General features: G+C 40.3%; 22 protein-coding genes. 13 read left to right on the forward strand and 9 right to left on the reverse strand.

Annotated features, from left to right (window positions below):
* Positions 1–8: 8 nt before the first annotated feature.
* Positions 9–479: a Fe-S cluster assembly transcriptional regulator IscR gene (iscR, locus tag L5B83_RS02495; RefSeq protein ID WP_250350828.1), complete on the reverse strand. Its 471-nt coding sequence runs from the start codon at positions 477–479 to the stop codon at positions 9–11.
* A 55-nt stretch (positions 480–534) separates the two neighbouring features.
* On the reverse strand, positions 535–1,275 hold the full coding sequence (gene trmJ, locus L5B83_RS02500) for a tRNA (cytosine(32)/uridine(32)-2'-O)-methyltransferase TrmJ (RefSeq protein WP_250350827.1): 741 nt from the start codon (positions 1,273–1,275) through the stop codon (positions 535–537).
* A gap of 169 nt (positions 1,276–1,444) precedes the next feature.
* Here trmJ and suhB point away from each other — a divergent pair, with 169 nt between their 5' ends.
* A complete protein-coding gene (gene suhB / locus L5B83_RS02505; RefSeq protein WP_250350826.1) occupies positions 1,445–2,251 on the forward strand; it encodes an inositol-1-monophosphatase in 807 nt (268 codons plus the stop codon).
* A gap of 240 nt (positions 2,252–2,491) precedes the next feature.
* Here the strand turns inward: suhB and sodA are convergent, their stop codons facing one another.
* A complete protein-coding gene (gene sodA, locus L5B83_RS02510) occupies positions 2,492–3,118 on the reverse strand; it encodes a superoxide dismutase [Mn] (protein WP_250350825.1) in 627 nt (208 codons plus the stop codon).
* A 141-nt stretch (positions 3,119–3,259) separates the two neighbouring features.
* Complete coding sequence (locus L5B83_RS02515; RefSeq protein WP_250350824.1) at positions 3,260–5,530, reverse strand: NADP-dependent malic enzyme; 2,271 nt, start codon at positions 5,528–5,530, stop codon at positions 3,260–3,262.
* Between the two features lie 202 nt (positions 5,531–5,732).
* Here L5B83_RS02515 and rsuA point away from each other — a divergent pair, with 202 nt between their 5' ends.
* Positions 5,733–6,428, forward strand: a complete 696-nt coding sequence (gene rsuA, locus L5B83_RS02520) for a 16S rRNA pseudouridine(516) synthase RsuA (protein WP_250350823.1) — start codon at positions 5,733–5,735, stop codon at positions 6,426–6,428.
* Between the two features lie 7 nt (positions 6,429–6,435).
* On the forward strand, positions 6,436–7,632 hold the full coding sequence (locus L5B83_RS02525) for a Bcr/CflA family multidrug efflux MFS transporter (RefSeq protein WP_265778363.1): 1,197 nt from the start codon (positions 6,436–6,438) through the stop codon (positions 7,630–7,632).
* On the opposite strand, the gene cueR is transcribed toward L5B83_RS02525, so the two are convergent.
* Positions 7,627–8,025, reverse strand: a complete 399-nt coding sequence (gene cueR, locus L5B83_RS02530; protein WP_250350822.1) for a Cu(I)-responsive transcriptional regulator — start codon at positions 8,023–8,025, stop codon at positions 7,627–7,629. The two genes, L5B83_RS02525 and cueR, sit on opposite strands and share 6 nt — an antisense overlap.
* 110 nt (positions 8,026–8,135) lie before the next feature.
* On the opposite strand from cueR, the gene L5B83_RS02535 reads away from it, so the two are divergent.
* Positions 8,136–9,782 (forward strand): phosphoethanolamine transferase, encoded by a 1,647-nt coding sequence (locus L5B83_RS02535; RefSeq protein ID WP_265777458.1) that lies wholly within the window; start codon positions 8,136–8,138, stop codon positions 9,780–9,782.
* 74 nt (positions 9,783–9,856) lie between these two features.
* On the opposite strand, the gene bcp is transcribed toward L5B83_RS02535, so the two are convergent.
* Positions 9,857–10,324 carry a thioredoxin-dependent thiol peroxidase gene (bcp, locus tag L5B83_RS02540; RefSeq protein WP_265777459.1) on the reverse strand — a complete coding sequence of 156 codons (468 nt, stop codon included), beginning with the start codon at positions 10,322–10,324 and terminating at the stop codon, positions 9,857–9,859.
* A gap of 138 nt (positions 10,325–10,462) precedes the next feature.
* Between bcp and dapA the strand changes: the two genes are divergently transcribed.
* The 9 genes from dapA to hda all read left to right on the forward strand — a co-directional run bounded on the left by dapA (position 10,463) and on the right by hda (position 22,770).
* Positions 10,463–11,359 (forward strand): 4-hydroxy-tetrahydrodipicolinate synthase, encoded by an 897-nt coding sequence (gene dapA / locus L5B83_RS02545; protein WP_250364181.1) that lies wholly within the window; start codon positions 10,463–10,465, stop codon positions 11,357–11,359.
* 111 nt (positions 11,360–11,470) lie between these two features.
* Complete coding sequence (gene bamC / locus L5B83_RS02550; RefSeq protein WP_265777460.1) at positions 11,471–12,475, forward strand: outer membrane protein assembly factor BamC; 1,005 nt, start codon at positions 11,471–11,473, stop codon at positions 12,473–12,475.
* A gap of 122 nt (positions 12,476–12,597) precedes the next feature.
* A complete protein-coding gene (locus L5B83_RS02555; RefSeq protein ID WP_265762219.1) occupies positions 12,598–13,443 on the forward strand; it encodes a 23S rRNA (adenine(2030)-N(6))-methyltransferase RlmJ in 846 nt (281 codons plus the stop codon).
* A 121-nt stretch (positions 13,444–13,564) separates the two neighbouring features.
* Positions 13,565–14,920 carry a glutathione-disulfide reductase gene (gorA, locus tag L5B83_RS02560; RefSeq protein WP_265777461.1) on the forward strand — a complete coding sequence of 452 codons (1,356 nt, stop codon included), beginning with the start codon at positions 13,565–13,567 and terminating at the stop codon, positions 14,918–14,920.
* 277 nt (positions 14,921–15,197) lie between these two features.
* A complete protein-coding gene (gene lon, locus L5B83_RS02565) occupies positions 15,198–17,612 on the forward strand; it encodes an endopeptidase La (protein WP_250364185.1) in 2,415 nt (804 codons plus the stop codon).
* Positions 17,613–17,745: 133 nt separating this feature from the next.
* Positions 17,746–19,602 carry a peptidylprolyl isomerase gene (gene ppiD, locus L5B83_RS02570; protein ID WP_265777462.1) on the forward strand — a complete coding sequence of 619 codons (1,857 nt, stop codon included), beginning with the start codon at positions 17,746–17,748 and terminating at the stop codon, positions 19,600–19,602.
* Positions 19,603–19,994: 392 nt separating this feature from the next.
* Positions 19,995–20,621, forward strand: coding sequence for a uracil phosphoribosyltransferase (gene upp, locus L5B83_RS02575; RefSeq protein WP_265777463.1), 627 nt, complete (start codon positions 19,995–19,997; stop codon positions 20,619–20,621).
* Positions 20,622–20,720: 99 nt separating this feature from the next.
* Positions 20,721–21,974 carry a nucleobase:cation symporter-2 family protein gene (locus tag L5B83_RS02580; RefSeq protein ID WP_265777464.1) on the forward strand — a complete coding sequence of 418 codons (1,254 nt, stop codon included), beginning with the start codon at positions 20,721–20,723 and terminating at the stop codon, positions 21,972–21,974.
* A gap of 106 nt (positions 21,975–22,080) precedes the next feature.
* Entirely contained in the window at positions 22,081–22,770 is a 690-nt protein-coding gene (hda, locus tag L5B83_RS02585) for a DnaA regulatory inactivator Hda (protein ID WP_268739303.1), read from the forward strand.
* A gap of 121 nt (positions 22,771–22,891) precedes the next feature.
* Here the strand turns inward: hda and L5B83_RS02590 are convergent, their stop codons facing one another.
* The 3 genes from L5B83_RS02590 to ccmI form a co-directional block, all read right to left on the reverse strand.
* Entirely contained in the window at positions 22,892–23,467 is a 576-nt protein-coding gene (locus L5B83_RS02590) for a hypothetical protein (protein WP_250351539.1), read from the reverse strand.
* 16 nt (positions 23,468–23,483) lie between these two features.
* On the reverse strand, positions 23,484–23,879 hold the full coding sequence (gloA2, locus tag L5B83_RS02595; protein ID WP_250351538.1) for an SMU1112c/YaeR family gloxylase I-like metalloprotein: 396 nt from the start codon (positions 23,877–23,879) through the stop codon (positions 23,484–23,486).
* A 118-nt stretch (positions 23,880–23,997) separates the two neighbouring features.
* Positions 23,998–24,897 (reverse strand): c-type cytochrome biogenesis protein CcmI, encoded by a 900-nt coding sequence (ccmI, locus tag L5B83_RS02600; RefSeq protein WP_265777465.1) that lies wholly within the window; start codon positions 24,895–24,897, stop codon positions 23,998–24,000.

Raw genomic sequence — 24,897 nt, forward strand, 5'->3', positions numbered from 1 at the left:
TATTAACGTTAAGCGTTGTCATCAATGATGACTAAATTAGAAAAATCTTGATGCTGATTATGGGTTTTATGGCGATGATGATGTTTATCAACTAATTCCGCCAAAGTAATTTGGTTAAGAAAATCCTCAATTCGTTGGCTTAGCTCATCCCATAAGGCATGGGTCAGACATTCTTTTCCACCTTGGCAATTTGCGCCACCTAAGCAACGCGTTACCGCAATATTTTCATTTACTGCGGCGATAATCATCGCAATAGAAATCTTATCGCTTGGCTGCCCTAATTTATACCCACCACCGGGGCCGCGCACGCTTTCCACTAAGCCGTGGCGGCGTAATTTTGCGAATAATTGCTCTAAATAAGAAAGGGAAATATGCTGTCTTTCTGAAATATCCGCCAAACTGACGGGGCCATTTTCAGTATTTAATGCAATATCTAAAATCGCAGTAACAGCATAACGACCTTTTGACGTTAATTTCATTATACACTTCCTTCTAAGTAATTAGGTGGCTATCTTACATAACCTTCTAAATTAGTCAACTATTATACTTTTGCGATTTTACCTTTTTTTCTACCGCACTTAACATTCCGCGTAGAATATTGAGTTCGTTTTTTTCTACTTGCGCACGCTGATATAAACGCCGTAATTTTTGCATAACCCCTTGATTTTGAATAAATCCAAGTTGTTTATAAAGACGTTCGGTGTGGTCAAAAAAGTATTCTAATTCCTGTGTGGTTGGATAGATGTTTTCTATTGATGAAAGTGATAAATCCACGTCTTTTTTACCATTTTCTAACCAAGCCATTCGCAATTCATAACAAACTAATTGCACTGCCATCGCTAAATTTAATGAGGAATAATCAGGGTTAGCGGGAATGGTTAAATGATAACGGCATTTCAGCAATTCTTCATTGGTTAGTCCAATACGTTCCCGTCCAAACACGATCGCCACCTTATGCTGTTTGGCAAAGGCTATGGTTGTTTCGCCACAAGCACGGGGTTCAAGTAAGGTGCTTTGCAAATGACGTAAGCGCGCACTTGTTCCAATCACTAGCTCACAATCAGCCACAGCTTGATCAAAGGTTTGCACGACAACGGCGTTTTTTACCACATCATCAGCTCCTGCGGCTAAGGCGATCGCTTGCTCATCAATACCTTGCTTGGGGGCAACGAGATAAAGCTGGCTTAATCCCATTGTTTTCATCGCCCGTGCTGTTGAGCCAATATTTCCACTGTGAGAGGTTTCAATTAACACAATGCGAATGTTATCTAGCATTTTCTATTCTGCTTTATCTGACTACAAATTGTGGGTATTCTAGCACAATACCCACAAAGTGCGGTCGGAAATATGAAAATTTTCTTGCTAACAGGGTTTTTCTCGCTTTTTATCAAAAATATCACTATAATCTCGCATTCAATTTTGTTCTTTAAAATCTGGTGGAAATATGAATCCAATGTTAAATATCGCTATTCGTGCGGCACGAAAAGCGGGCAATATTATTGCTAAAGGGTATGAACGCCGCGATGATATTCAAACGGTAGCTAAAAGTGCAAATGACTTTGTTACTAATATTGATAGAGCCTCTGAAGCGGCGATTATTGATGTGATTAGAAAAGCGTATCCTGATCACACGATTATCACAGAAGAAAGTGGTGCGTTAGAAGGTCAAGATAGCGATGTGCAATGGGTGATTGATCCACTAGATGGGACGACAAATTTCATCAAAGGATTACCGCACTTTTCTGTGTCTATTGCTGTGCGTGTGAAAGGCAGAACAGAAGTGGGGGTAGTGTATGATCCTATCCGTAATGAGCTTTTCACTGCCGTACGTGGACAAGGTGCAAAAATCAATGAACTCCGTCTGCGTGCAGAAAATATCAAACGTGAATTACAAGGCACAATTTTAGCCACTGGTTTTCCATTCAAAAAACTCTCTGCAATGCCGATCCAATTTGCAATAATGAGCAATCTTGTTAATGAAGGTAAAGTAGCAGATTTCCGTCGTACAGGCTCAGCTGCATTAGATATGTGCTATGTTGCGGCTAATCGAGTGGATGCTTACTTTGAAATGGGCGTCAAAGCGTGGGATATTGCTGCAGGTGATCTTATCGCCCGTGAAGCAGGTTGTTTAGTAACTGATTTTGAAGGCGGACACAGCTATTTGACCTCAGGTAACGTGGTTGCTGCACCGGCTCGTTTGGTGAAAGAAATTTTAACCCACATTCAGCCTTGTTTCGCGGTTTCTCGCTAAGCAACGCATTTTTAATCTCATTTAATCTTTTTAAATTATGCTCGTTTCAGTTGGAATAAGCTAAGTGAGCTTAACGCCAGAGAGCAAGACAAGCCGATGTGGCTTTATTTCAAACTTGATCGAGTATAACTAAACTGGGTAAATAGGTGAGTGAATAACTTGCCTATTTTTCTATCAAAAAAGTAAAAAAATCCCCTCATTAAAGAGGGGATAAGATGAAATTTATTATTGAATAATGAATTAGATATTAACTTTTTTCTCAAAACGTTCTGCGGCGTAGTCCCAGTTCACGACATTCCAGAATTCTTTAATGTAATCTGGACGGCGGTTTTGGAATTTTAAGTAATAGGCGTGTTCCCAAACATCTAAACCAAAAATTGGATAGCCTTCGCAACCCGCGATTTCTTTCCCCATTAATGGGCTGTCTTGGTTTGCAGTTGAAACCACTTCTAATTTACCGTTGTTTAACACTAACCACGCCCAGCCTGAACCAAAGCGTGTTGCGGCTGCTTTTTCAAACTCAGCTTGGAACGCTTCTACCGAGCCAAAATCACGGATAATCGCATCTTTTAATGCACCTTGTAATGTTGTGCCTTTTTTCAAGCTTTTCCAGAATAAGCTATGATTCACGTGGCCACCCGCATTGTTACGTAACCCCGTACGTTTATCTGCAGGCACTTCCGCTAATTTAGTGATTAACTCACCCGGGCAAAGATCTGCAAATTGCGGTAAGGTTTCCAAAATCGCATTGGCATTATTCACATAAGCTTGATGATGTTTGCTGTAGTGAATTTCCATTGTTTGTGCGTCAAAATGTGGTTCTAAAGCATCGTAGGCATAGCCTAATTCTGGTAGTGTGTAAGCCATAAAATTTTCCTTCTTAAAATAATCATTAGGTACTAAATTCAGGGGTATTCTAGCAAGAAACTTGATTAAGATCATTAAAAGTTTAAATTTCTAGCGAAAAATAAATAGGGCAGTGTTTCTGCCCTAAATGACTTTTCCTGATCAAATTTCTTGCTGTGCTTTTACTGCCGCAACTGCCACCATATTGATAATACGGCGAACAGAAGATGCCGAAGTTAAAATATGGGCTGTTTTATTTATCCCCATTAAGATCGGGCCAATGGTAATTGGCGTTGCAGTGCCTTGTAGCAAGTTCAGGCTGATTCGTGCAGCTTCCATTGTTGGCATAATTAGCAAGTTTGCCGCCCCTTTTAACGGGCTATCTGGCATAATTTCATTACGTAAACTTTCAGAAAGTGCAACATCACAATGCATTTCCCCATCAATCACTAATTCAGGTGCTTTGTTACGCACTAATTGCAAGACATTACGCATTTTTAGCGCATTTTCATCATTTGCACTGCCATAATTGGAATGAGAAACTAACGCAACTTGCGGTTCAATACCAAAACGGCGTACTTCTGCCGCAGACATTAAGGTAATTTCAGCTAATTCTTCTGCGGTTGGATTTGGATTAACGAACGTATCAGCGATAAACAGGTTGCCTGTTGGCAACACCAAGCCATTTACGGTGGCGGGAATTGCGCCAGCTTTCACACCGGTAACATCTTTGATAGCGGCTAAGTGAGAAGCATAAGGCCCGACTAACCCACACAGCATTGCATCAGCTTTGCCGAGTTCTAATAGTACAGATCCAAGTGCGGTCGGATTATGTAACATTTTTCGTTTCGCACCAGCGGGTGTCATTCCTTGGCGTTTCAGTTTGTCGTGATAACGTTGCCAACATTCTTCATAATAAGGGTTATTTTCAATGTCGATGACCTCAAAATCACGCCCAATTTCAAGGTGCAAACCGAGTTGCTTGATTTTTTCTTCAATAATGTGTGTACGCCCTAATAGCACAGGTTGCGCAATCCCTAATGTAGCAATTTCTTGCACCGCGTGTAGTACGCGAGTTTCTTCACCATCCGTCAGCAAGACCCGTTTTTTATCTTGTTTTGCTTGGGCAAATACAGGTTTCATAAATAAATTTGTTTTATACACAAACTGCGTGAGCTTTTCTAAATAAGCATCAAAATCCTCAATAGGACGAGTTGCCACCCCACTTTCCATTGCCGCTTTTGCGACCGCTGGGGCGATTTTTACGATAAGACGTGGATCGAAAGGTTTTGGGATCAGATAATCTGGACCAAAAGACACTTCTGTCCCCCCATATGCGGAGGTAACCACTTCGCTTTGTTCGGCAAGTGCAAGATCCGCAATGGCATAAACCGCAGCCAATTTCATTTCTTCATTAATGGTGGTTGCACTCACATCTAATGCCCCACGGAAAATGAAGGGGAAGCAAAGTACGTTATTTACTTGGTTTGGATAGTCAGAACGTCCCGTACAGACGATCGCATCTGGGCGAACTTGTTTCGCTAGAGGGGGTAAAATTTCAGGTTCAGGATTTGCCAAGGCAAGAATAAGCGGATTTGGTGCCATCATTTTTACCATTTCTTGGGTTAAGGCACCTGCGGCGGAACAGCCAAGGAAAATATCGCAATTTGGCATTGCGTCTGCCAATGTTCGCGTGCCGTTGTCATCAATGGCATAACGTTTTTTGGTTTCATCCATTCGCTCATCACGCCCTTTGAAAATCACGCCCTTGGAATCACACACAGTGATATTTTCAGGTTTCATTCCAAGGGAAACAAGTAAGTTCAAGCAGGCGATAGACGCAGCCCCCGCGCCTGAAGCCACTAATTTTACCTCTTCAATTTTTTTATTCACAATGCGTAAACCGTTAATGACTGCAGCAGCTGAAATAATCGCTGTACCGTGCTGATCATCGTGGAAAACGGGAATATTCATTCGTTCACGCAATTTTTGTTCAATATAAAAACATTCTGGGGCTTTGATGTCTTCAAGATTAATGCCACCAAAAGTCGGTTCAAGTGCGGCAATAATTTCGACTAATTTATCGGGATCTTTTTCATCAATTTCAATATCAAACACATCTACGCCGGCAAACTTTTTAAATAGCACGCCTTTCCCTTCCATTACCGGTTTACCCGCTAACGCGCCAATGTTACCTAAGCCAAGTACCGCAGAACCATTAGAAATAACGGCTACAAGGTTACCGCGTGCGGTGTATTTATAAGCCGCAGCGGGATCTTTTTCAATTTCTAAACAAGGTTCAGCCACACCGGGGGAATAAGCTAAGGCAAGATCCCGTTGGGTTGCAAGAGATTTCGTTGGCGTAACTTCAATTTTTCCCGGTTTTGGGAATTCGTGGAAATCAAGTGCTGCTTGACGTAGTTGTGCGTCCATAAAACCGTCCTTATAACAAGTTGAAAGTTTGTGAGAAAAATTTAACGCTATTATAGGCGAAAAAATCAGAAAATCTGTGATTTACAACACATTATTTACAATTCATTCACAAAATCAACCGCACTTTTGTTTTCGGTTCAACTAGGGTTTTATGCCGAGATGTTGTATAATATGCCGTTTTTATTAATGAGAAAATCACGCAATGAGATTAGATAAATTTTTAGCCGAGCAAACTGGGCTAACACGCTCTCAAGCCAATAAAGCCCTGCGTCAAAGTGCGGTGCAAATTAACGGAAAAATTGAGAAAAGTGGCGCAACCAAAGTCAGTGCGGAAGATGAAATTTATTTTGAGGGCGAACGCCTTACTTGGTTTGAGGCGGGGCATTACATTATGTTGAATAAACCGCAAGGCTATGTCTGTTCTAATGATGACGGTGATTATCCGACCATTTACCAATTCTTTGATTATCCCCTTGCGACTAAATTGCATAGTGCAGGACGGCTAGATGTGGATACTACGGGGCTAGTGTTGCTCACCGATGATGGGCAGTGGTCGCATCGTATTACTTCGCCTAAACATCATTGCGAGAAAACTTACCTTGTTACCCTTGCCGATCCTGTTGAAAATCATTACCAGCAGGCTTGTGCAGAAGGCATTTTATTACGTGGTGAGAAATCCCCAACCAAGCCCGCAAAACTTGAAATTATTGATGATTACAATGTCAATTTAACCTTAAGCGAGGGACGTTATCATCAAGTGAAGCGAATGTTTGCCGCCTTAGGTAATAAAGTGGTTGCGTTGCACCGCTGGAAAATTGGCGATGTGGTGCTAGATGAACAATTAGAAGAGGGGGAATACCGCCCTTTAACCGATGAAGAATTAGCGACCTTAAAATAAGGATAAAATTGTGAGTGAAAAAACGATACATAAACCCAGCTTTATTTTTATTTTGACTCTTGGGCTGCTTTCAATGCTACCACCACTTGGAGTGGATATGTATTTGCCTGCTTTTTTGCGTATGTCGCAAGATTTGCACGTCAGCCCTGAAAAAATTCAACACACCCTCACCTTCTTTGCTTATGGTATGGCATCAGGGCAACTTTTCTGGGGGCCTGTGGGGGATAGCTATGGGCGTAAACCCGTTATTTTACTTGGTGTGATCGTAAGTGCCATTGCTGCTCTTATTCTTACGACCATTAATCAAATTGGTAGCTTCACGCTGTTGCGCTTTATGCAAGGCTTTTTTGGCGCTGCACCGGTGGTTTTAGTCGGGGCATTATTACGCGATTTATTTAGTAAAGATCAACTTTCTCGTACAATGTCAACGATTACGCTGGTATTTATGCTCGCCCCTTTAGTCGCCCCCATTATTGGTGGTTATCTTGTTACTTATTTTCATTGGCATTCCATTTTTTATGTTATTGCGGCGATGGGATTATTTAGCACATTGTTAGTCTTCTTTATTATTCCTGAAACCCATAAGAAAGAAAATCGTATTCCATTACGCCTAAACATTGTGGTGCGTAATTTTGTTAATTTATGGCGAAAAAAAGAAGCGCTAGGTTATATGTTTATGAGTGCCTTTGGTTTTGGCGGGTTATTTGCGTTCTTAACCGCAGGATCGATTGTGTATATCGGTATTTATGGCATTCCAGAACAAAACTTTGGTTATTTCTTTATGTTGAACATTAGCGTGATGACTTTCGGTTCGTTCTTAAATGGACGTTTGGTTACCAAAGTTGGCACAGAAAAAATGTTACAAACAGGCTTAATCATTCAATTTATTGCGGCAATCTGGTTATTATTGGTGGTGTTTTTCGATCTTGGTTTTTGGTCAATGGCAATTGGAGTGGCACTATTTGTTGGACAGAACTCTTTAATTAGTTCCAATGCAATGGCGTCTATTTTAGAAAAATTCCCTGCAATGGCAGGAACGGCGAACTCAATGGTGGGGAGCGTACGTTTTGGCACGGGGGCTTGTGTGGGGTCACTTGTTGCATTGATGAAAATTGACAGTGCCGCCCCAATGCTTTTAACAATGGTAGGTTGCTCATTTTTCGCCGTAAGCTGTTATTATTTTCTCACTTATAAACGCCTATAATACCGTCTTTTCTGTTAGCCCTGATAAAATTGAACAATCAGGGCTATCATTTCCTTGGCAAGAACAATGCCAACGCTGTAATAAATCCAACATTTCTTGCAAGCTCGCAATTTTCTCTTTTAGCTCGATAATATGTTGCTCAGTAATGGCTTTCACTTCGCGACTTGTGCGATTAGGATCGCGATTGAGCCTTAATAATTCGCGAATTTGTTGCAGTGAAAAGCCGACTTTACGGGCATTACTGATAAAGCGAAGTTGGTTTAAATCTTGCTCAGAATAAAAGCGATAACCTGATAAGGTACGTTGTGCCTCTGGCAATAACCCTGCTTTTTCATAATCCCGAATTTGCTTGGCGGACAATCCAGTTTTCTCGGCGGCTTGGCTGATGTTCATTTTTTATCCCATTTTGTTTGTAAGTTTTTGTAAAGAACTTTTCAAGTTTTTACCTGACTAATCCAACGACCATTCAATGATCATTTTGAAAATCAGGAGAGTGTTTTTTTATGTTATTTTCTCGGTTTAGATTAAAAAGTTCAACGCTTATTGCGCTTGTTGCGCTTTATTTTACTTGTGTACTTAATGTGGCATTTTATAAAAAAGTGTGGGCTTTGCACCCATTTTTAGGACAGCCTGAAGACTATTTTCTTCTCACTGTGCCTTTTTTTGTTTTTTTCACCCTTAATGCGGTATTTCAACTCATTGCCTTACCTATTTTACATAAAGTGATTATTCCACTTTTATTAATTATTAGTGCTGCCATTGGCTATCAAGCGTTATTTTATGACGTACATTTTTCTACCGATATGCTTGAAAACGTCCTACAAACTACGCCTGCAGAAAGTGTTCGTATGCTCACTTGGCAATATCTCACTTGGATTGTCGTTTTTGGTGTGTTACCTGCCATATTATATATAATGACAAAAATTGACTACCGCACTTGGTGGAAAGAACTTGCGGTAAGATTAGGATTAATTGCTTTTTCAGGGATAGTCATTTTGGCGATCGCAAAAGGCTTTTATCAAGATTACGCGTCCTTTGTGCGTAATAATAAACCAGTAGTAAGTTTACTTGTGCCTTCAAACTTTATTAGTGCAAGTGTCAATGAAATTAAGCGTGTGCGTGAAGCTAATCGTCCTTATGTTCAAATTGGGTTAGATGCAAAACAAGATAAACCTGACGAATTTCAGCATCTTACTGTCATTGTTGTGGGGGAAACAACGCGGGCGCAAAATTGGGGATTAAATGGTTACGCTCGGCAAACCACACCAAAACTCGCCGCACGCGGACAGGAGATTATCAATTTCAGTTCTGTGTCTAGTTGTGGTACATCAACCGCGGTTTCCGTGCCTTGTATGTTCTCTTATTTAACCAAAGCCGACTACGATGGTGCAAAAGCACAAAAAATGGATAATTTGCTTGATGTATTACAACGTGCTGGTGTGAATATTTTCTGGTTAGAAAATAATAGTGATTGTAAAGGCGTCTGTTTACGCGTACCTAATGAAACCATTCAAGCTAATCAGCCGACATTAAAAAATTACTGTACGGAGGGCGAATGCTTAGATACCGTTATGTTTTCTGATATAGATAAGATTCTTGACCAAGCAGGTAAAGACGGTAAAGACACCGTATTAATTTTACATACTATTGGTAATCACGGCCCTACCTATTATGAACGTTATACCCCAGAATATCGACGTTTTACCCCAACCTGTGATACAAACCAAATTCAAAATTGTAGCAACCAAGAATTAGTGAATACTTATGATAATAGTATTTTATTTATTGATCATTTTCTTGATACGTTAATAGACAAGGTATCCAAACGAGATGATTTAGAAAGTGCGGTATATTATGTGTCCGATCACGGTGAATCACTTGGCGAAGACGGTATTTATCTACACGGTACACCTTATGCCATTGCGCCAATCTACCAAACACGCGTCCCAATGATTTTCTGGTTTTCAGATAAATGGAAGAAAAATGAAGGCGTCGATTTAGACTGTCTACGTAACAATGCAAAGACAAAATCCTATTCTCACGATAATCTATTTAGCACCGTAATTGGAATGATGGATATGGATTTGAAAACAAACGTGTATCAAAAGGAATTAGACATTTTAGCAAGTTGTAAAAAAGCACACGAATAAAAACAATCAAAAATAGAGTGCGGTGGAAAAATTGAGAAAATTTACACCGCACTTTAATTTGTGCTAATCAGCGATTATTTTTGGCTCAAATAATCCAACACGACTTGATGATGTTCCCCTGTTTTGAACTTCTCAAAGACCTTTTCGATTTTGCCTTGTTCATCAATTAAGAAGCTAATGCGATGAATGCCATCATAGGTTTTGCCCATAAATTTTTTCTCCCCCCATACGCCAAATTGCTCAGCTACTTGGTGATCTTCATCAGAGAGTAGGGTGAAATTTAAGGCTTTTTTCTCCACGAAATTGGCAAGCTTTTTCGGGCTATCAGGGCTGATGCCAAGAATGACGACATTTTGTTTTTCAAGTGCTGTTTTACTATCGCGTAAGCCACAAGCTTGGGTCGTACAACCGGGGGTAAGGGCTTTCGGATAAAAATAAACCAGCACTTTTTTGCCTTTAAAATCGCTAAGTGAAACAGGTTGTTCATTTTGATCAAGTAAAGAAAAGTGTGGTGCAAAATCGCCCGCTTTTAATGTTTGCATCGTAAATATCCTTAAAAATGTGATGTGATTGAGAAAAAATGCAAAAAATCACTTGCAAAGTTGGGCTATTTTAGCGATCTTAAACAAACTTTTTCAAGCAAACTCAATAGAGATAACAAAAATAATTCGGAGGTCTTTATGTCAGCAACGAATCCTTTATTTTACGGGAGTATTACCGCTTTAATTACCCCAATGGACTTACACGGTGAAGTGGATTTTGAGGCATTAGAAAAATTGGTTGAATACCATATTGCAGCGGGAACACACGGTATTGTGTCAGTGGGAACAACTGGAGAATCAGCGACATTAAGCATAGAGGAAAACGTTAAAACTATTTTAAAGACCGTTGAATTTGCCAAGGGACGTATTCCAGTAATTGCAGGGACTGGGGCAAATGCCACGAGTGAAGCAATCACAATGACAAAATTATTAAACGGCAGCGGCGTTGCAGGGTGTTTGTCTGTTGTGCCTTATTACAACAAACCAACGCAAGAAGGAATGTATCAACATTTTAAAGCCATTGCAGAATGCACCGATTTACCGCAAATTTTATATAACGTACCGGGACGCACAGGCAGTGATTTGCAACCTGAAACCGTGGGACGTTTAGCACAAATTGACAATATTGTGGCGATTAAAGAAGCAACGGGTGATGTGAGCCGTGTGGCGAAAATTAAACAACTTGCTGGTGAGGATTTCATCGTGTTAAGTGGGGATGATGCCACGGGCTTGGAAAGTATGAAAGCGGGTGGTGAAGGGGTGATCTCGGTAACCAACAACGTTGCAGCTGCAGAGATGGCGAAAATGTGTGAGCTTGCTTTGGCAGGAAAATTTGATGAGGCGGAAGTGATCAATCAACGTTTAATGGCGTTACATAAAGATCTTTTCATTGAATCGAATCCTATCCCCGTGAAATGGGCAGCGTATAAATTAGGCTTAATTCCTGAGTTAGTGCTACGTTTACCACTGACGACATTAAGTGAAACGGCACAACCAAAAGTGCTTGAAGCCTTGAAAATCGCAGGCTTAGTTTAATTCTTTTATTGAATAAAAGAGGGGCGTTGAGCAGTCAATGCCCCTTAAACTTTTCGGCATTCTGGTTGTCAAAACAGGCAATGAAATTTGTTTAATCTTGAGGATACATTGATGAAAAAGTGGTTGTTAAGCACATCAATTCTAATGACACTCGTGGCTTGTTCTGCAAGCAATGAAAGTAAACAGCAAGCGAATGATAACTTTGAAAGATATGCGCAGCAACAAGTGAGTTTTGCGCCGTTAGCAAGTGGTGGCGTAAATTTACCAGCACAGGATAACACTTATGCGTTGCCACAGCTTAATCAACAAGCACATCAAAAAGTAGATATTCGTCCACCAAGCACGCCGATTGCAATGATTAATAATTCTATTGCACAGTTTGATGGTGAACGTGCTTTGATTGCGTATCCCTCCTCAAAAGAGGCGGTTTATAGCTTAAACCAAGTAGCGCGTTTATTAAAAGAACAAGGTATTCATTACCAATATCAAGACAATCGTATTGAAACTAATTGGGCGGCAACGGGGCGTGCTGATGACATTGGTGATACACAAATTCGTTATTTGATCGAACAAGTGCAATATCAAGGCACAAGTGCTTTAGTTGTGTCTATTTTGCAAATGAAGCGGGATAATATTATTTTCACCCCAACAATGGCACAAAAGCAACGTTACACCTCTGATCGTTTAAACCAATTGATTGGCGAGTTAAACCGCGCTTATCGCAAGCAGCAAAATGAATTAAATAGCACGGCGATCACGCCAATCCAAACGCAATTAACCACCGATATAAATGGGCGTACCGCATTAGCATTAAATGCCCCTTTTAAGCAAGCGTGGCAACGTTTGCGTGGCGCGTTAAATCAAGTAGGATTTGAAACTTCGTCAGAAAATCCGGGGCGTGGCTATCGTGAATTAAAATATCGTCCGTTAGAAAAAACAGAATGGGCGAGATTTGGTGTGGCTGCACCTGAATTAGAAAAAGGCGAGTATGCTATGCAACTTGCTGATTTAGGCAGACAAAGTGCGGTGGTGATTACAGATGAAGACGGCAATGCCCTTTCAGGTCATCAAGCACAGTCTATTTACCAAGCTTTGCAAGCCATTTTCGCGAAATAAAGTCTCATCAAAAATGTATTTGATGAGACAGGGCGAGCCAGTATGTTCGCCCTTCGTTTTAATCTCTTAATCCGCAAAAATAAAGTGCGGTCTTTTTTTATCAAATTTTTAAGGGCAAACTGATGCTGAGTTATCGTCATAGCTTCCACGCAGGCAACTTTGCCGATGTGCTAAAACATATCGTGCAAATACTGATTATTGAAAGTCTGCAACAAAAAGACAAAGGCTTTTATTATTTAGACACCCACGCTGGTGTCGGGCATTATCGTTTATTCGGTAATGAAGCTGAAAAAACTGGGGAATATAAAGAGGGGATCGGGCGTTTGTGGGAGCAAGCAGAAATGCCAGAAGAAGTGGCACGTTATGTTGCCCTTATCAAAAAGCTGAATTATGGCGGCAAATCGCTACGTTATTACGCGGGATCACCGCTGATTGCCGCACATTTATTGCGTTCACAAGATCGTGCATTATTAACCGAGCTTCACCCCGCGGATTTCCCATTATTACGCAATAATTTCAAACAATTCGACAATGTGACCACTAAGCGTGATAACGGTTTTCAGCAAATTAAAGCCACACTGCCACCAAAAGAAAGACGTGGGTTTATTTTGATTGATCCCCCTTATGAATTAAAAGAGGATTATGATTTGGTGGTCAATGCCATTGAAGAAGGGGTAAAACGTTTTGCCACAGGCATCTATGCGATTTGGTATCCCGTGGTGTTACGCCAGCAAACAAAACGTATGATCAAAGGCTTGGAAAACACGGGCATTCGTAAAATTCTGCAAATTGAAATGGCTGTACGCCCTGATTCAGACCAACGTGGAATGACCGCAAGCGGAATGATTGTGATAAATCCCCCTTGGCAATTAGAAGCCCAAATGAAAAAAATCCTGCCTTACCTTACTAAAACACTTGTTCCAGAAGGCACGGGAAGTTGGTCGGTGAAATGGATCACACCAGAGTAAGAATTTACCGATTGGATTAATTAGTCGCTTTGAGCCCGATTTTTCGGCAAAATACGCGCAGATTTATGATGGGCTTTTTTATCTTTCACAGCCCAATTTAGCAATTTAGGGAGTTAATAAAATGACAAAACATTATGATTATATCGCCATTGGTGGCGGAAGTGGCGGTATCGCCTCCATTAACCGTGCAGCAAGCTATGGAAAAAAATGTGCCATTATTGAAGCAAAAGAACTTGGCGGAACCTGCGTAAACGTGGGCTGTGTGCCAAAAAAAGTGATGTGGTATGGCGCGCAAGTGGCAGAAGCCATCAATCTATATGCCCCTGATTATGGCTTTGATGTTGCGGTAAATCATTTTGATTTCAGTAAGTTAGTGGAAAATCGTCAGGCTTATATTGGACGCATTCACAACTCTTACAATAATGTCTTAGCTAAAAATAATGTGGATGTGATCAAAGGCTTCGCCAAATTTGTTGATGCGCATACTGTCGAAGTGAATGGCGAGAAAATCAGTGCTGATCATATTTTAATCGCAACAGGGGCTTACCCTGCGCGTCCTGACATTAATGGCGCAGAATACGGGATTGATTCTGACGGGGTATTTGAATTAAACGCCTTACCAAAATCCGTCGCCGTGGTAGGCGCGGGCTATATCGCGGTGGAATTAGCGGGCGTGTTAAACAGCCTTGGCGTGGACACCCACTTATTCGTGCGTAAACAAAGCCCATTGCGTAGTTTTGACCCGCTAATCGTCGAAACCCTTGTGGAAGTGATGGCGCAAGATGGCATTCACTTACACACTCACGCCATTCCAAAAGAAGTGGTGAAAAATGCTGACGGTTCTTTCACCTTAAAATTAGAAGATGGACGTGAGCAAACGGTTGAGAAAGTGATCTGGGCGATTGGTCGCAAGCCAAATACGGCGAATATCAACCTTGCTGCGGCAGGCGTGGAAACCAATAACAAAGGTTTTATCAAAGTCGATAAATATCAAAATACCAATGTGAAAGGGATTTATGCCGTAGGCGATATTATCGAAGGTGGTATTGAACTTACGCCTGTTGCAGTTGCCGCAGGTCGTCGTTTGTCTGAGCGTTTATTTAACAATAAACCAAACGAACATTTAGATTATAATCTCGTGCCAACCGTGGTATTCAGCCACCCACCAATCGGTACTGTGGGATTAACTGAACCACAAGCCATTGAGCAATATGGCGCAGAAAATGTGAAAGTGTATAAATCCTCATTTACACCAATGTACAGCGCGGTAACTCAGCATCGCCAGCCTTGCCGAATGAAATTAGTTTGCGTCGGCAAAGATGAAAAAATTGTCGGCTTACACGGCATTGGTTTTGGGGTAGATGAAATGATCCAAGGCTTTGCCGTTGCAATTAAAATGGGGGCAACCAAAGCGGATTTCGATAATACCGTTGCTATCCACCCAACGGGTTCAGAAGAATTTGTAACGATGCGTTAATCTTCAGAGCGGTATAAATTTTCATCATTTTTAGTTAATCCAACCTTTCGCGGTTGGATTTTTTATTTCTTCAAGTATAAATTGAATGTTTTTTATTCTTTTTCTTGTCAGAAAAGCGAAAAAATAAAATTTGTGTGAAAAAATGACCGCACTTTTAATTTGAATGGAGTACACTGAAAGAAATCTGATTAGCATAGTTGATGTGACGAACTTGAACTTTGCTAAATTGCCCCAATATGGAAGAGTAATTTCGAGTTTTATAGGAAAGAGAGAAAATATGAACGCCAGACGAACAAAACAAAAAACCATACCTGTTTTACCATTACGAGATGTGGTGGTTTTTCCTTATATGGTGATGCCATTGTTTGTGGGACGCGAAAAATCCATCGCAAGTCTTGAAGAGGCAATGGAAAACGGCAAACAATTATTATTAGTTTCGCAAAAAGCAGCCGAGTTAGAACAGCCTACCGTGGATGATGTGTATGATGTAGGAACGGTGGCAAATATTATTCAATTATTGAATTTGCCAGACGGCACGGTAAAAGTGCTGGTGGAAGGTCAGCAACGGGCTAAGATTTCTCATTTAGAAGATAATGGGCGTTTTTTCGAGGCAAAAATTGCCTTAATGGATACCCAATTTGGCGATGAAACAGAATTGGAAGTGATACAGAATATTACGTTAGAAGAGTTTGAAAAATACATTGAACTCAACAAAAAAGTCCAGCCAGATGTGCTTTCAGCCTTAAAAAGTATTGCTGATCCAGAACGTTTAAGCGACACAATGGCAGCCCATATGCCTGTTCCTGTAGCGCGTAAGCAGGACGTATTGAGCATTGCAAATGTCACAGAGCGTTTTGAATATTTGCTCGGTTTAATGATTAACGAAGCGGGCATTTTAGAAGTCGAGAAGCGTATTCGTGGGCGCGTGAAAAAACAAATGGAAAAAAGCCAGCGCGATTACTATCTTAACGAACAGATCAAAGCCATTCAAAAAGAACTCGGCGAAACAGATAGCACGCTGGATGAAGTCGAACAACTGCGCCAAAAAGTAGAAGACGCCAAAATGCCGAAAGAGGCGAAAGAAAAAGTGGAAGCCGAGTTGCAGAAGCTGAAAATGATGTCGCCAATGTCAGCCGAAGCGACGGTGGTGCGTAGCTACATTGACTGGATGCTACAAGTACCGTGGCATAAACGTAGCAAAGTGAAAAAAGATATTGTCAAAGCACAAGAAATCCTTGATGCGGATCACTACGGCTTAGAACGTGTGAAAGATCGCATTTTGGAATATTTAGCGGTTCAAAGTCGTTTAAATCAACTTAAAGGCCCTATTCTTTGTTTAGTTGGACCACCGGGGGTAGGAAAAACCTCTCTAGGGCAATCTATTGCAAATGCGACTGGGCGGAAGTATGTTCGTATGGCACTCGGTGGCGTGCGCGACGAAGCCGAAATCCGTGGGCATCGTAAAACCTACATCGGTTCATTGCCGGGTAAATTGATCCAAAAAATGGCAAAAGTAGGGGTGAAAAATCCGCTCTTTTTACTTGATGAGATTGATAAAATGGCATCAGATATGCGCGGCGATCCCGCTTCCGCACTGCTAGAAGTGCTTGATCCGGAGCAGAACGCGAACTTTAACGATCATTATTTAGAAGTTGATTATGATCTGTCTGATGTTATGTTTGTGGCAACATCAAATTCAATGAATATTCCGGGACCATTGCTTGATCGTATGGAAGTGATTCGTTTGTCGGGTTATACAGAAGACGAAAAACTCAATATTGCGACACGCCATTTGCTTAACAAACAAATTGAGCGTAATGGCTTGAAGAAAAGTGAATTAAAGATCGAAGAAAGTGCCATTTTAGATATTATCCGCTATTACACTCGTGAAGCGGGCGTGCGTGGACTTGAACGTGAGATTTCTAAAATCTGCCGTAAAGCGGTGAAAAATTTATTGCTGAATCCAAAATTAAAATCGATCACCGTAAACAGCGATAATCTTGATGAATATTTAGGTGTAAAACGCTTTGAGTTTGGTCGTGCCGATACACAAAACCGCGTGGGGGAAGTTACCGGCTTGGCGTGGACACAAGTGGGCGGTGATTTGCTTACCATTGAAGCCACTTCGGTTATTGGGAAAGGCAAATTAACTTACACGGGATCACTTGGCGATGTGATGAAAGAATCAATCCAAGCGGCGATGACTGTTGTGCGTTCTCGTGCCGAAAAATTAGGGATTGCCACTGATTTCCACGAAAAACGTGATATTCATATTCACGTTCCAGATGGCGCAACGCCAAAAGATGGACCAAGTGCTGGGATCGCAATGTGTACCGCATTAGTTTCTTGCTTAACGGGGAATCCTGTGAAGTCTGAAGTGGCAATGACGGGAGAAATCAGCTTGCGTGGTAAAGTGTTACCTATTGGTGGTTTGAAGGAAAAATTACTTGCTGCACATCGTGGCGGGATTAAAACTGTGATTATTCCAAAAGACAATGTGAAAGATTTGGAAGAAATTCCAGATAATGCGAAAAATAGCTTGGATATTCGAGCCGTGGAAACCATTGATGAAGTATTAAGCATTGCTTTAGAAAATCCACCTGAAGGGGTTGATTTTGCTCACTTAATTGCAAAAGAAGAAAAAACAACGCCACGCCGTAAAAGTAAACGTGCAGAAAGTGCGGTGAATTAATTGCCTATTTTTTAATGATAAAGTCGGTAAAGTGCAATCTTTGCCGACTTTTTTATTTTTATACTGGTAATCAAAGCGCTTTCGATTATAATTCTTAAAATTTGTCTTAATCTTACCTTTAAGGATAACGTCAATGTTAATGGAAAAACTCAGTGATGCGTCAAACAGCATCTTGTGGAAGATCATTTTCGCCCTAATTGTGGTGTCATTTGTCTTAAGTGGTGTAGCAGGCTATATGTTTACACGCGTTGACACCTCGGCGGCGAAAGTGAATGGGGAAGAAATTTCACAACAAACTTTCTTAGAACAATATAATCAAGAATATCAACGCTTTAGTGAACAACTGGGGGCGCAATTTACCGCAGTCGCGGATTCCCCTGAATTTGTTAATGGCTTACGTAGATCGGTTTTAGATCGTTTAATCGATCAAGAATTATTGCGTCAATATGCAGCAGAATTAAAACTTGATGTGAGTGATAGCCAAATTCAACAAGCCATTGTAACCAGCCCAATTTTTCAAAAGGATGGCAAATTTGATAACGCACTTTATCAACAAATGCTATCAGCCAATGGATTAAGCGGTAATCAATATGCTCAGTATTTACGTCAAGGTTTAAGCTTGCAGCAACTTAATGACGGAATTGTGCGTTCCGCATTTACCGTACCTAGCCAAAATGCACGTTTAGCACAATTCTTTTTCCAACAACGGGATGTGCGTTTAGCGGAGTTTCCACTTGCCGCGACAATCGCACAACAACAAGTTAGCGAAGATGAAATTAGTGCTTACTACAATGCCAATAAAGGGGCATTTGCCGTACCTGAGTTAGTGAAAGTGCAATATTTAGATTTAACTCACCAAGCAGCGGAAAAAAATGTAAAGGTGACGGATGTAGAAATTGCACAATATTATCAAGATAACAAAGCACAATATATGACTCAGCATTTAGCCCATATTCAGCTTCCAACAGAAAAAGAAGCACAGGCAGTTTATGCGGATTTACAAAAAGGCGAAAGCTTTGCTACTTTAGCAAAACTTTATTCTAGCGATAAAATTTCTGGCGCAAATGGCGGTGATTTGGATTGGGTTGTCGCAGGTATGATGCCACCACAATTTGAAGCCGCAGCCCGTGAGTTGAAAGTGGGGGAATATAGCCAACCGGTCAAAGTGGATAATGCTTACCATATTATCAAAGTAGAAGAAGAAAAATTCCTGCCATTAGCGCAAGTGAAAAACGATATTGCGGCGAAACTTCGCAATGAATTAAGCACGAAAGCGTTTTACGCAATGGAAAAACAAGCCAATGAGAAAGCCTTTGAACAACCTGATTCCTTACAAGCAGCCGCGCAAGCTGCAGGCGTAAATGTACAAGAGACAGGTTATTTCTCACGCAATGATATTCCAGTAGCACTCAATTATGGCAATGTGGTCTCAGCGTTATTTGATTCTGAATTAACCCAAGGCGGAACAAACTCAGAAGCAATTAATGTGGGGGAACAACATTCTTTGATTGTTCGTGTAGTAGAACATAAACCAGAAGGAGTGAAAACGCTTGATGAGGCAAAAAATGACATTGCACAATACCTAAAACAGCAAAAAGCGGAAAAAATTGTGCTAGCTCAAGCTGAAAAAGTGGCACAGGCACTTAATGCAAATAACAATGCGGCTCTGCCAAATGGCATTCAATTTGGTGAGAAAACGCAATGGGTTTATGCTGAAAATAAAAATCCACAGCTGCGCGATGTGATTTTTGCAATGAAAAAAGCAACGGATAAACCTGTTTATGCTGCTGCGAAAAACGGTGATAACAGCGTTATAGTGATTGAACTAACGAACATTAAAGACGGAGAACTAACTTCTGAACAGCTTAAACAGTTCGATGCTCAGCTAAACCAAGCACAACAAACAGAATTACAGCAAGCATTATTACAGGCGTTACGCACAAAAGTGAAAATTGAAATTAATCAAGAATTTTTAACTCAGCAAGAATAATGCTGAATAGAAAATTTAGTGCGGCAATTTGCGATGACAAATTGCCGCTTTTGCGGGTATTATTTAATATCGAAAGAATAACCAACACAAATTCCTCTGGCATAGTGTGTCATTTGCATAATAAAAAACTTGATTCAAAAGCAAAATCGTATGACAGATTTTAAAATATGCTTCTACTGGCAATATTATTGAGTTGGCTATCTATATAGACTTGCTTTTGCAGTGATAGATTATCTTTTTTCTTATTTGGACTGGTGATAATACAATATGATGTTCTTTCGTTATCTTACCCCTATTTTTTCTACACTTTTCTCTTAATTTACTATTAATTTTGCTCACTTTGATTTACAATTTGTCGATTTTATTTTTACGGGTCGAATAAGGGGTTAAAGATGAAAATTGTTGAAGTTAAACATCCATTAGTGAAACACAAATTAGGTTTAATGCGTGCGGCTGATGTTAGTACCAAACACTTCCGTGAACTCGCTACTGAAGTAGGAAGTTTATTAACCTATGAAGCAACCGCTGATTTAGAAACTGAAAAAGTGATTATTGATGGTTGGTGTGGCCCCGTAGAAGTAGAACGAATTAAAGGCAAAAAAGTGACGGTTGTGCCAATTTTACGTGCTGGTTTAGGAATGATGGACGGAGTGTTAGAGCATATTCCAAGTGCGAGAATTAGCGTAGTTGGTATGTATCGTAATGAGGAAACCCTTGAGCCAGTTCCTTATTTCCAAAAATTAGCAAGCGATTTAGAAGAACGTTTAGCCATTGTCGTTGATCCTATGTTAGCAACAGGGGGATCTATGATTGCTACAATTGATTTATTAAAAGAAAAAGGCTGTAACCAAATTAAAGTATTAGTGTTAGTAGCCGCACCTGAAGGCATTGCCTCATTAGAAAAAGCCCATCCAGATGTAGAATTATATACCGCTTCTATCGATCAAAAATTAAATGAACAAGGCTATATTATCCCGGGCTTAGGTGATGCCGGTGATAAAATTTTTGGTACAAAATAATCTTTTTAAAAACGGCATTTATGCCGTTTTTTTTCCGCGTGTTTTATGTAAATAAAACGTTTTTTTAAAGTTAATTCAGACAGAGAGTTGAAACTTAAAATGATAAAAACCAATCCAGATGCACCTATTGAGGTGGAAAACAAAGCCAAACAAGCCTTTGTAGGCTTGCAAATGTTATTTGTTGCTTTTGGCGCACTAGTACTTGTTCCCCTTATTACAGGCTTAGATGCCAATACCGCATTATTAACTGCGGGGGTGGGAACATTACTTTTCCAATTATGCACGGGTAAACAAGTCCCCATTTTTCTTGCTTCTTCTTTTGCTTTTATTGCGCCAATCCAATATGGCGTTGCGACTTGGGGGATTGCCGTAACAATGGGTGGGCTAGCTTGCACTGGCTTAGTCTATTTTGCGTTGAGCACACTGGTAAAACTAAAAGGTGCGGAAGCCTTACAAAAGATCTTCCCGCCAGTCGTGGTAGGCCCTGTCATTATTATTATCGGTATGGGACTTGCACCTGTTGCGGTAGATATGGCTCTTGGGAAAAACTCAGCATATCAATATAATGATGCAGTTTTAGTTTCTATGGCAACACTCTTAACGACACTGGCAGTGGCGGTTTTTGCTAAAGGGATAATGAAACTAATTCCAATTATGTTTGGCATTACGGTCGGTTATATTTTATGCTTATTCTTAGGCTTAATTAATTTCCAACCTGTCCTTGATGCCCCTTGGTTTAGTTTACCGCACATCACCACGCCAGAATTTAAGCTAGAAGCTATTTTATACTTACTTCCAATTGCGATTGCCCCTGCGGTAGAACACGTTGGCGGAATTATGGCGATTAGCTCCGTAACGAGTAAAGATTTTCTGAAAAAACCGGGATTACACCGCACATTACTCGGTGATGGCGTGGCAACCACTGCGGCATCATTATTAGGTGGTCCACCAAATACCACCTATGCGGAAGTAACGGGGGCTGTGATGCTAACACGCAACTTCAATCCAACGATTATGACGTGGGCTGCCGTATGGGCAATTGCCATCTCTTTCTGTGGAAAAGTGGGGGCATTTCTTTCCACCATTCCAACCATCGTAATGGGAGGCATAATGATGCTAGTATTTGGCTCTATTGCAGTGGTCGGAATGAGTACCTTGATCCGTGGCAAAGTCGATGTTACCGAAGCACGCAATCTGTGCATTATTTCTGTGGTGATGACTTTTGGTATTGGTGGAATGTTTGTGAACTTCGGCGAAATTTCATTAAAAGGTATTAGTTTGTGTGCGGTTGTGGCGATCCTTCTTAACCTGATTTTGCCAAAAGCGAAAGATCAAGTAGAAATTCAAGAATAAAATATCACCAAATTCAACGTAGAAAATAGGGGTAGGCTTTATTTATCCCTATTTTTTTTGTATATTCTTACCGCACTTTAGTTTACGAACACATTGGTTATTAGATTTGCAGTTACCGCTTCCCATTCATCAAATTGATGAAGAAACTCTAGATAATTTTTATGCCGACAATAATTTATTGTTGCTCGATTCCTTGCATAAAAATTTTACTGAATTAAAACAGCAATTTTTCTATATCTGGGGAACAAAAAGTAGCGGCAAAACCCATTTACTAAAAGCCTGTTCTAATGAATTTTTAGTGCAACAACGCCCTTCTATTTATGTGCCATTAAGCAAATCACAATATTTCTCCCCTGAAGTGCTGGAAAATTTGGAGCAGCAAGATTTGGTCTGCTTAGATGATATTCAAGCTGTGATTGGTAATGATGAATGGGAACTCGCAATTTTTGATCTGATTAATCGTATGCGAGAACAAGGGCGAGGTATTTTACTCATCAGTGCCAATCAATCACCAAATGCGCTACCAGCGAAATTGCCTGATTTGAGATCACGTTTATCTTGGGGGGAAAGTTATCAGCTTGTGCCTTTAGATGATGAACAGAAAATCAAGGTATTACAACAAAAAGCACATTCTCGTGGCATAGAACTGCCCGATGAAACCGCTAATTTTCTGCTAAAACGCCTTAATCGTGATATGCACACGCTGTTCCAAGCATTGGCAGACTTAGACAAAGCCTCTTTACAAGCACAGCGTAAACTGACGATTCCTTTCGTGAAAGAGATTTTAAAACTATAAAGGGAAGGTATTCCCCTTCCCTCTCAGTATGTTATCGTCATTCCAAATAAAAATCATACAGCGTTACCGCTTCCTTATGTACGACGAGTAACACCGCGGCCGCTTTCTCGTATTTTCATTTTCAACGACGATAATAATCTTGTTTACAAATTGTTTTTTTCAGCATTTCTGAATTTTTTGCAATATTTTGTGTTGCAACTTGTTTACCGTATTTATTTTCTTCATCTTGCACCTGCTGTGCAATTTTTTCATCTTGAATGTTAAATACAGGCGCATATTGCACATTTTCTGGCGCATTTTTAGAATAAATGGTGGCACCTGCAATGCTTGCATAATATTCATTATTAGCTTGGTCAATATAATAAGTACGAGAATCGGTCATATCAACGCCATAATGCGATCTAAACCCTCGACAAATCCCCGCACCAGATTTGAATACCGTGTGCGCAACACGATTTTCACTCACCTCATATACTTCAAACTCAATACTTTTGGCGAGTTTTTCTGCATCGCTCATTTTCTTAGGATTAAGAAGCTTCGATTCTTCCTTGCTCACATAGGTTTGATTTTCTGGCTCACTTTCAGAAAAACGAAAAACTTCCACATAACCTGAAGGCTCTGCCGTTTCTTCAACTGCCATAATGAAATGGCTAGAAAAGCTAAGGAAGATAGCCGTTGCTATATTTAACTTTTTCATTTTGTTACCAAATATTTTACTCAATTTCGTATAGTTCCAAAGGTAACCCATCAGGATCTTGAAAAAAGGTAAACTGCTTACCCGTTAATTCATCGACTCTGATAGGTTCACAAAAAATGCAATGTTGGGCTAAATATGCCACAACTTGATGAATATGCTTTACTTTAAATGCCAAATGGCGTAAACCGCAAGCTTCTGGTTTTGTCACTCTGGCTGGCGGGTTGGGAAAGGAAAACAGCTCAATTTGACTACCATCGGGCAGAGCAAGATCCAGTTTATAGCTGTCTCGCTCTGCTCGATAGGTTTCTTGAATCACCTTTGCCTGCAAAATTTGCGTGTAAAAATGTTTAGATTTTGCGTAATCTGACGCAATAATCGCAATATGATGAAAACCTAAAAATAATGAATTCATTTATCCTCCACGCCACCATCGCTCCACTATATCATTTTTTCAGTAAAATGTGGAATTATCGCTCAAATAGGAAAAAGATAAGATTGGCGTATTTCAAATGGCGCGACGCCACACATCATTACTTTTTCTGATTTGCCTTCTCTTTTTCTTCTTGCGCATCACGCGCTGCACGGATACTTTTTTCTAATAATGCGACTCTAGGATCATCTTTGGGAATTAAACGCAGCATCATTGCCCAAGTAACCGCAGCCATTTTATATTCTTCAGCTTCAAAATATTGAAAAGCCAACAAACCTAACGCCTGTAAATTCGTATGATCTTTACGCAGTACGCCTTTGAGTAAATCCATACCTTTATTTTTATCCGTTTGGTCATCAGAGAACATTAATATACGTGCATAAGAAAGCTGATATTCCTTATTTTCAGGATCTAATTTTACCGCTCTTGCATAGCTGTCATAAGCCAAACGTGCATCATTAAGATTCATTGCCGCCTGCCCAAGCGTCCACCAATCAGCCGCATTATTTGGCTCTTTTTGCAATTTCAAACGCAAAGCCATCGCAAACTGCTGTAATTCTTGCTCATTCATTGGCTTACTTTCTTCTTCCTTTAAGCGTTCATAAAAGTGCGGTAATTTTTGATAAGTTTTTTCAAGCATTGCCTCTTGTTGCCACGCCCCTACACGCATATAGCCTAATCCCGCCAGAATAACCAACGCAAGAAAACCTGAAATAAACCAAATTTTGCCATATTGTTTATGATCTTGTTGCAGCGGTTCATTTTCAGGAATATCTTGCAATAAGGTTTGTTGCAATTCTGTGCGTAACTGCGGGGTATCTTCAATTAAGCCTTGTTGTTCATCATCCTCAAGTTCTTTTAACCGATTAAGATAAAAGGCTTTATTTAACTTATTTCGCTTATTGCTATCCTGTTCGGTTTTGCTTGAAAATAATAAGGGATAGAAACAAATCACTGCAATCAAGAGTGTTACGCCTAGACTAGTGAGCCAAAAATCCAT

Origin of the sequence: Avibacterium sp. 21-599 (assembly GCF_026226765.1) — a bacterium.
Lineage (GTDB): Bacteria > Pseudomonadota > Gammaproteobacteria > Enterobacterales > Pasteurellaceae > Avibacterium.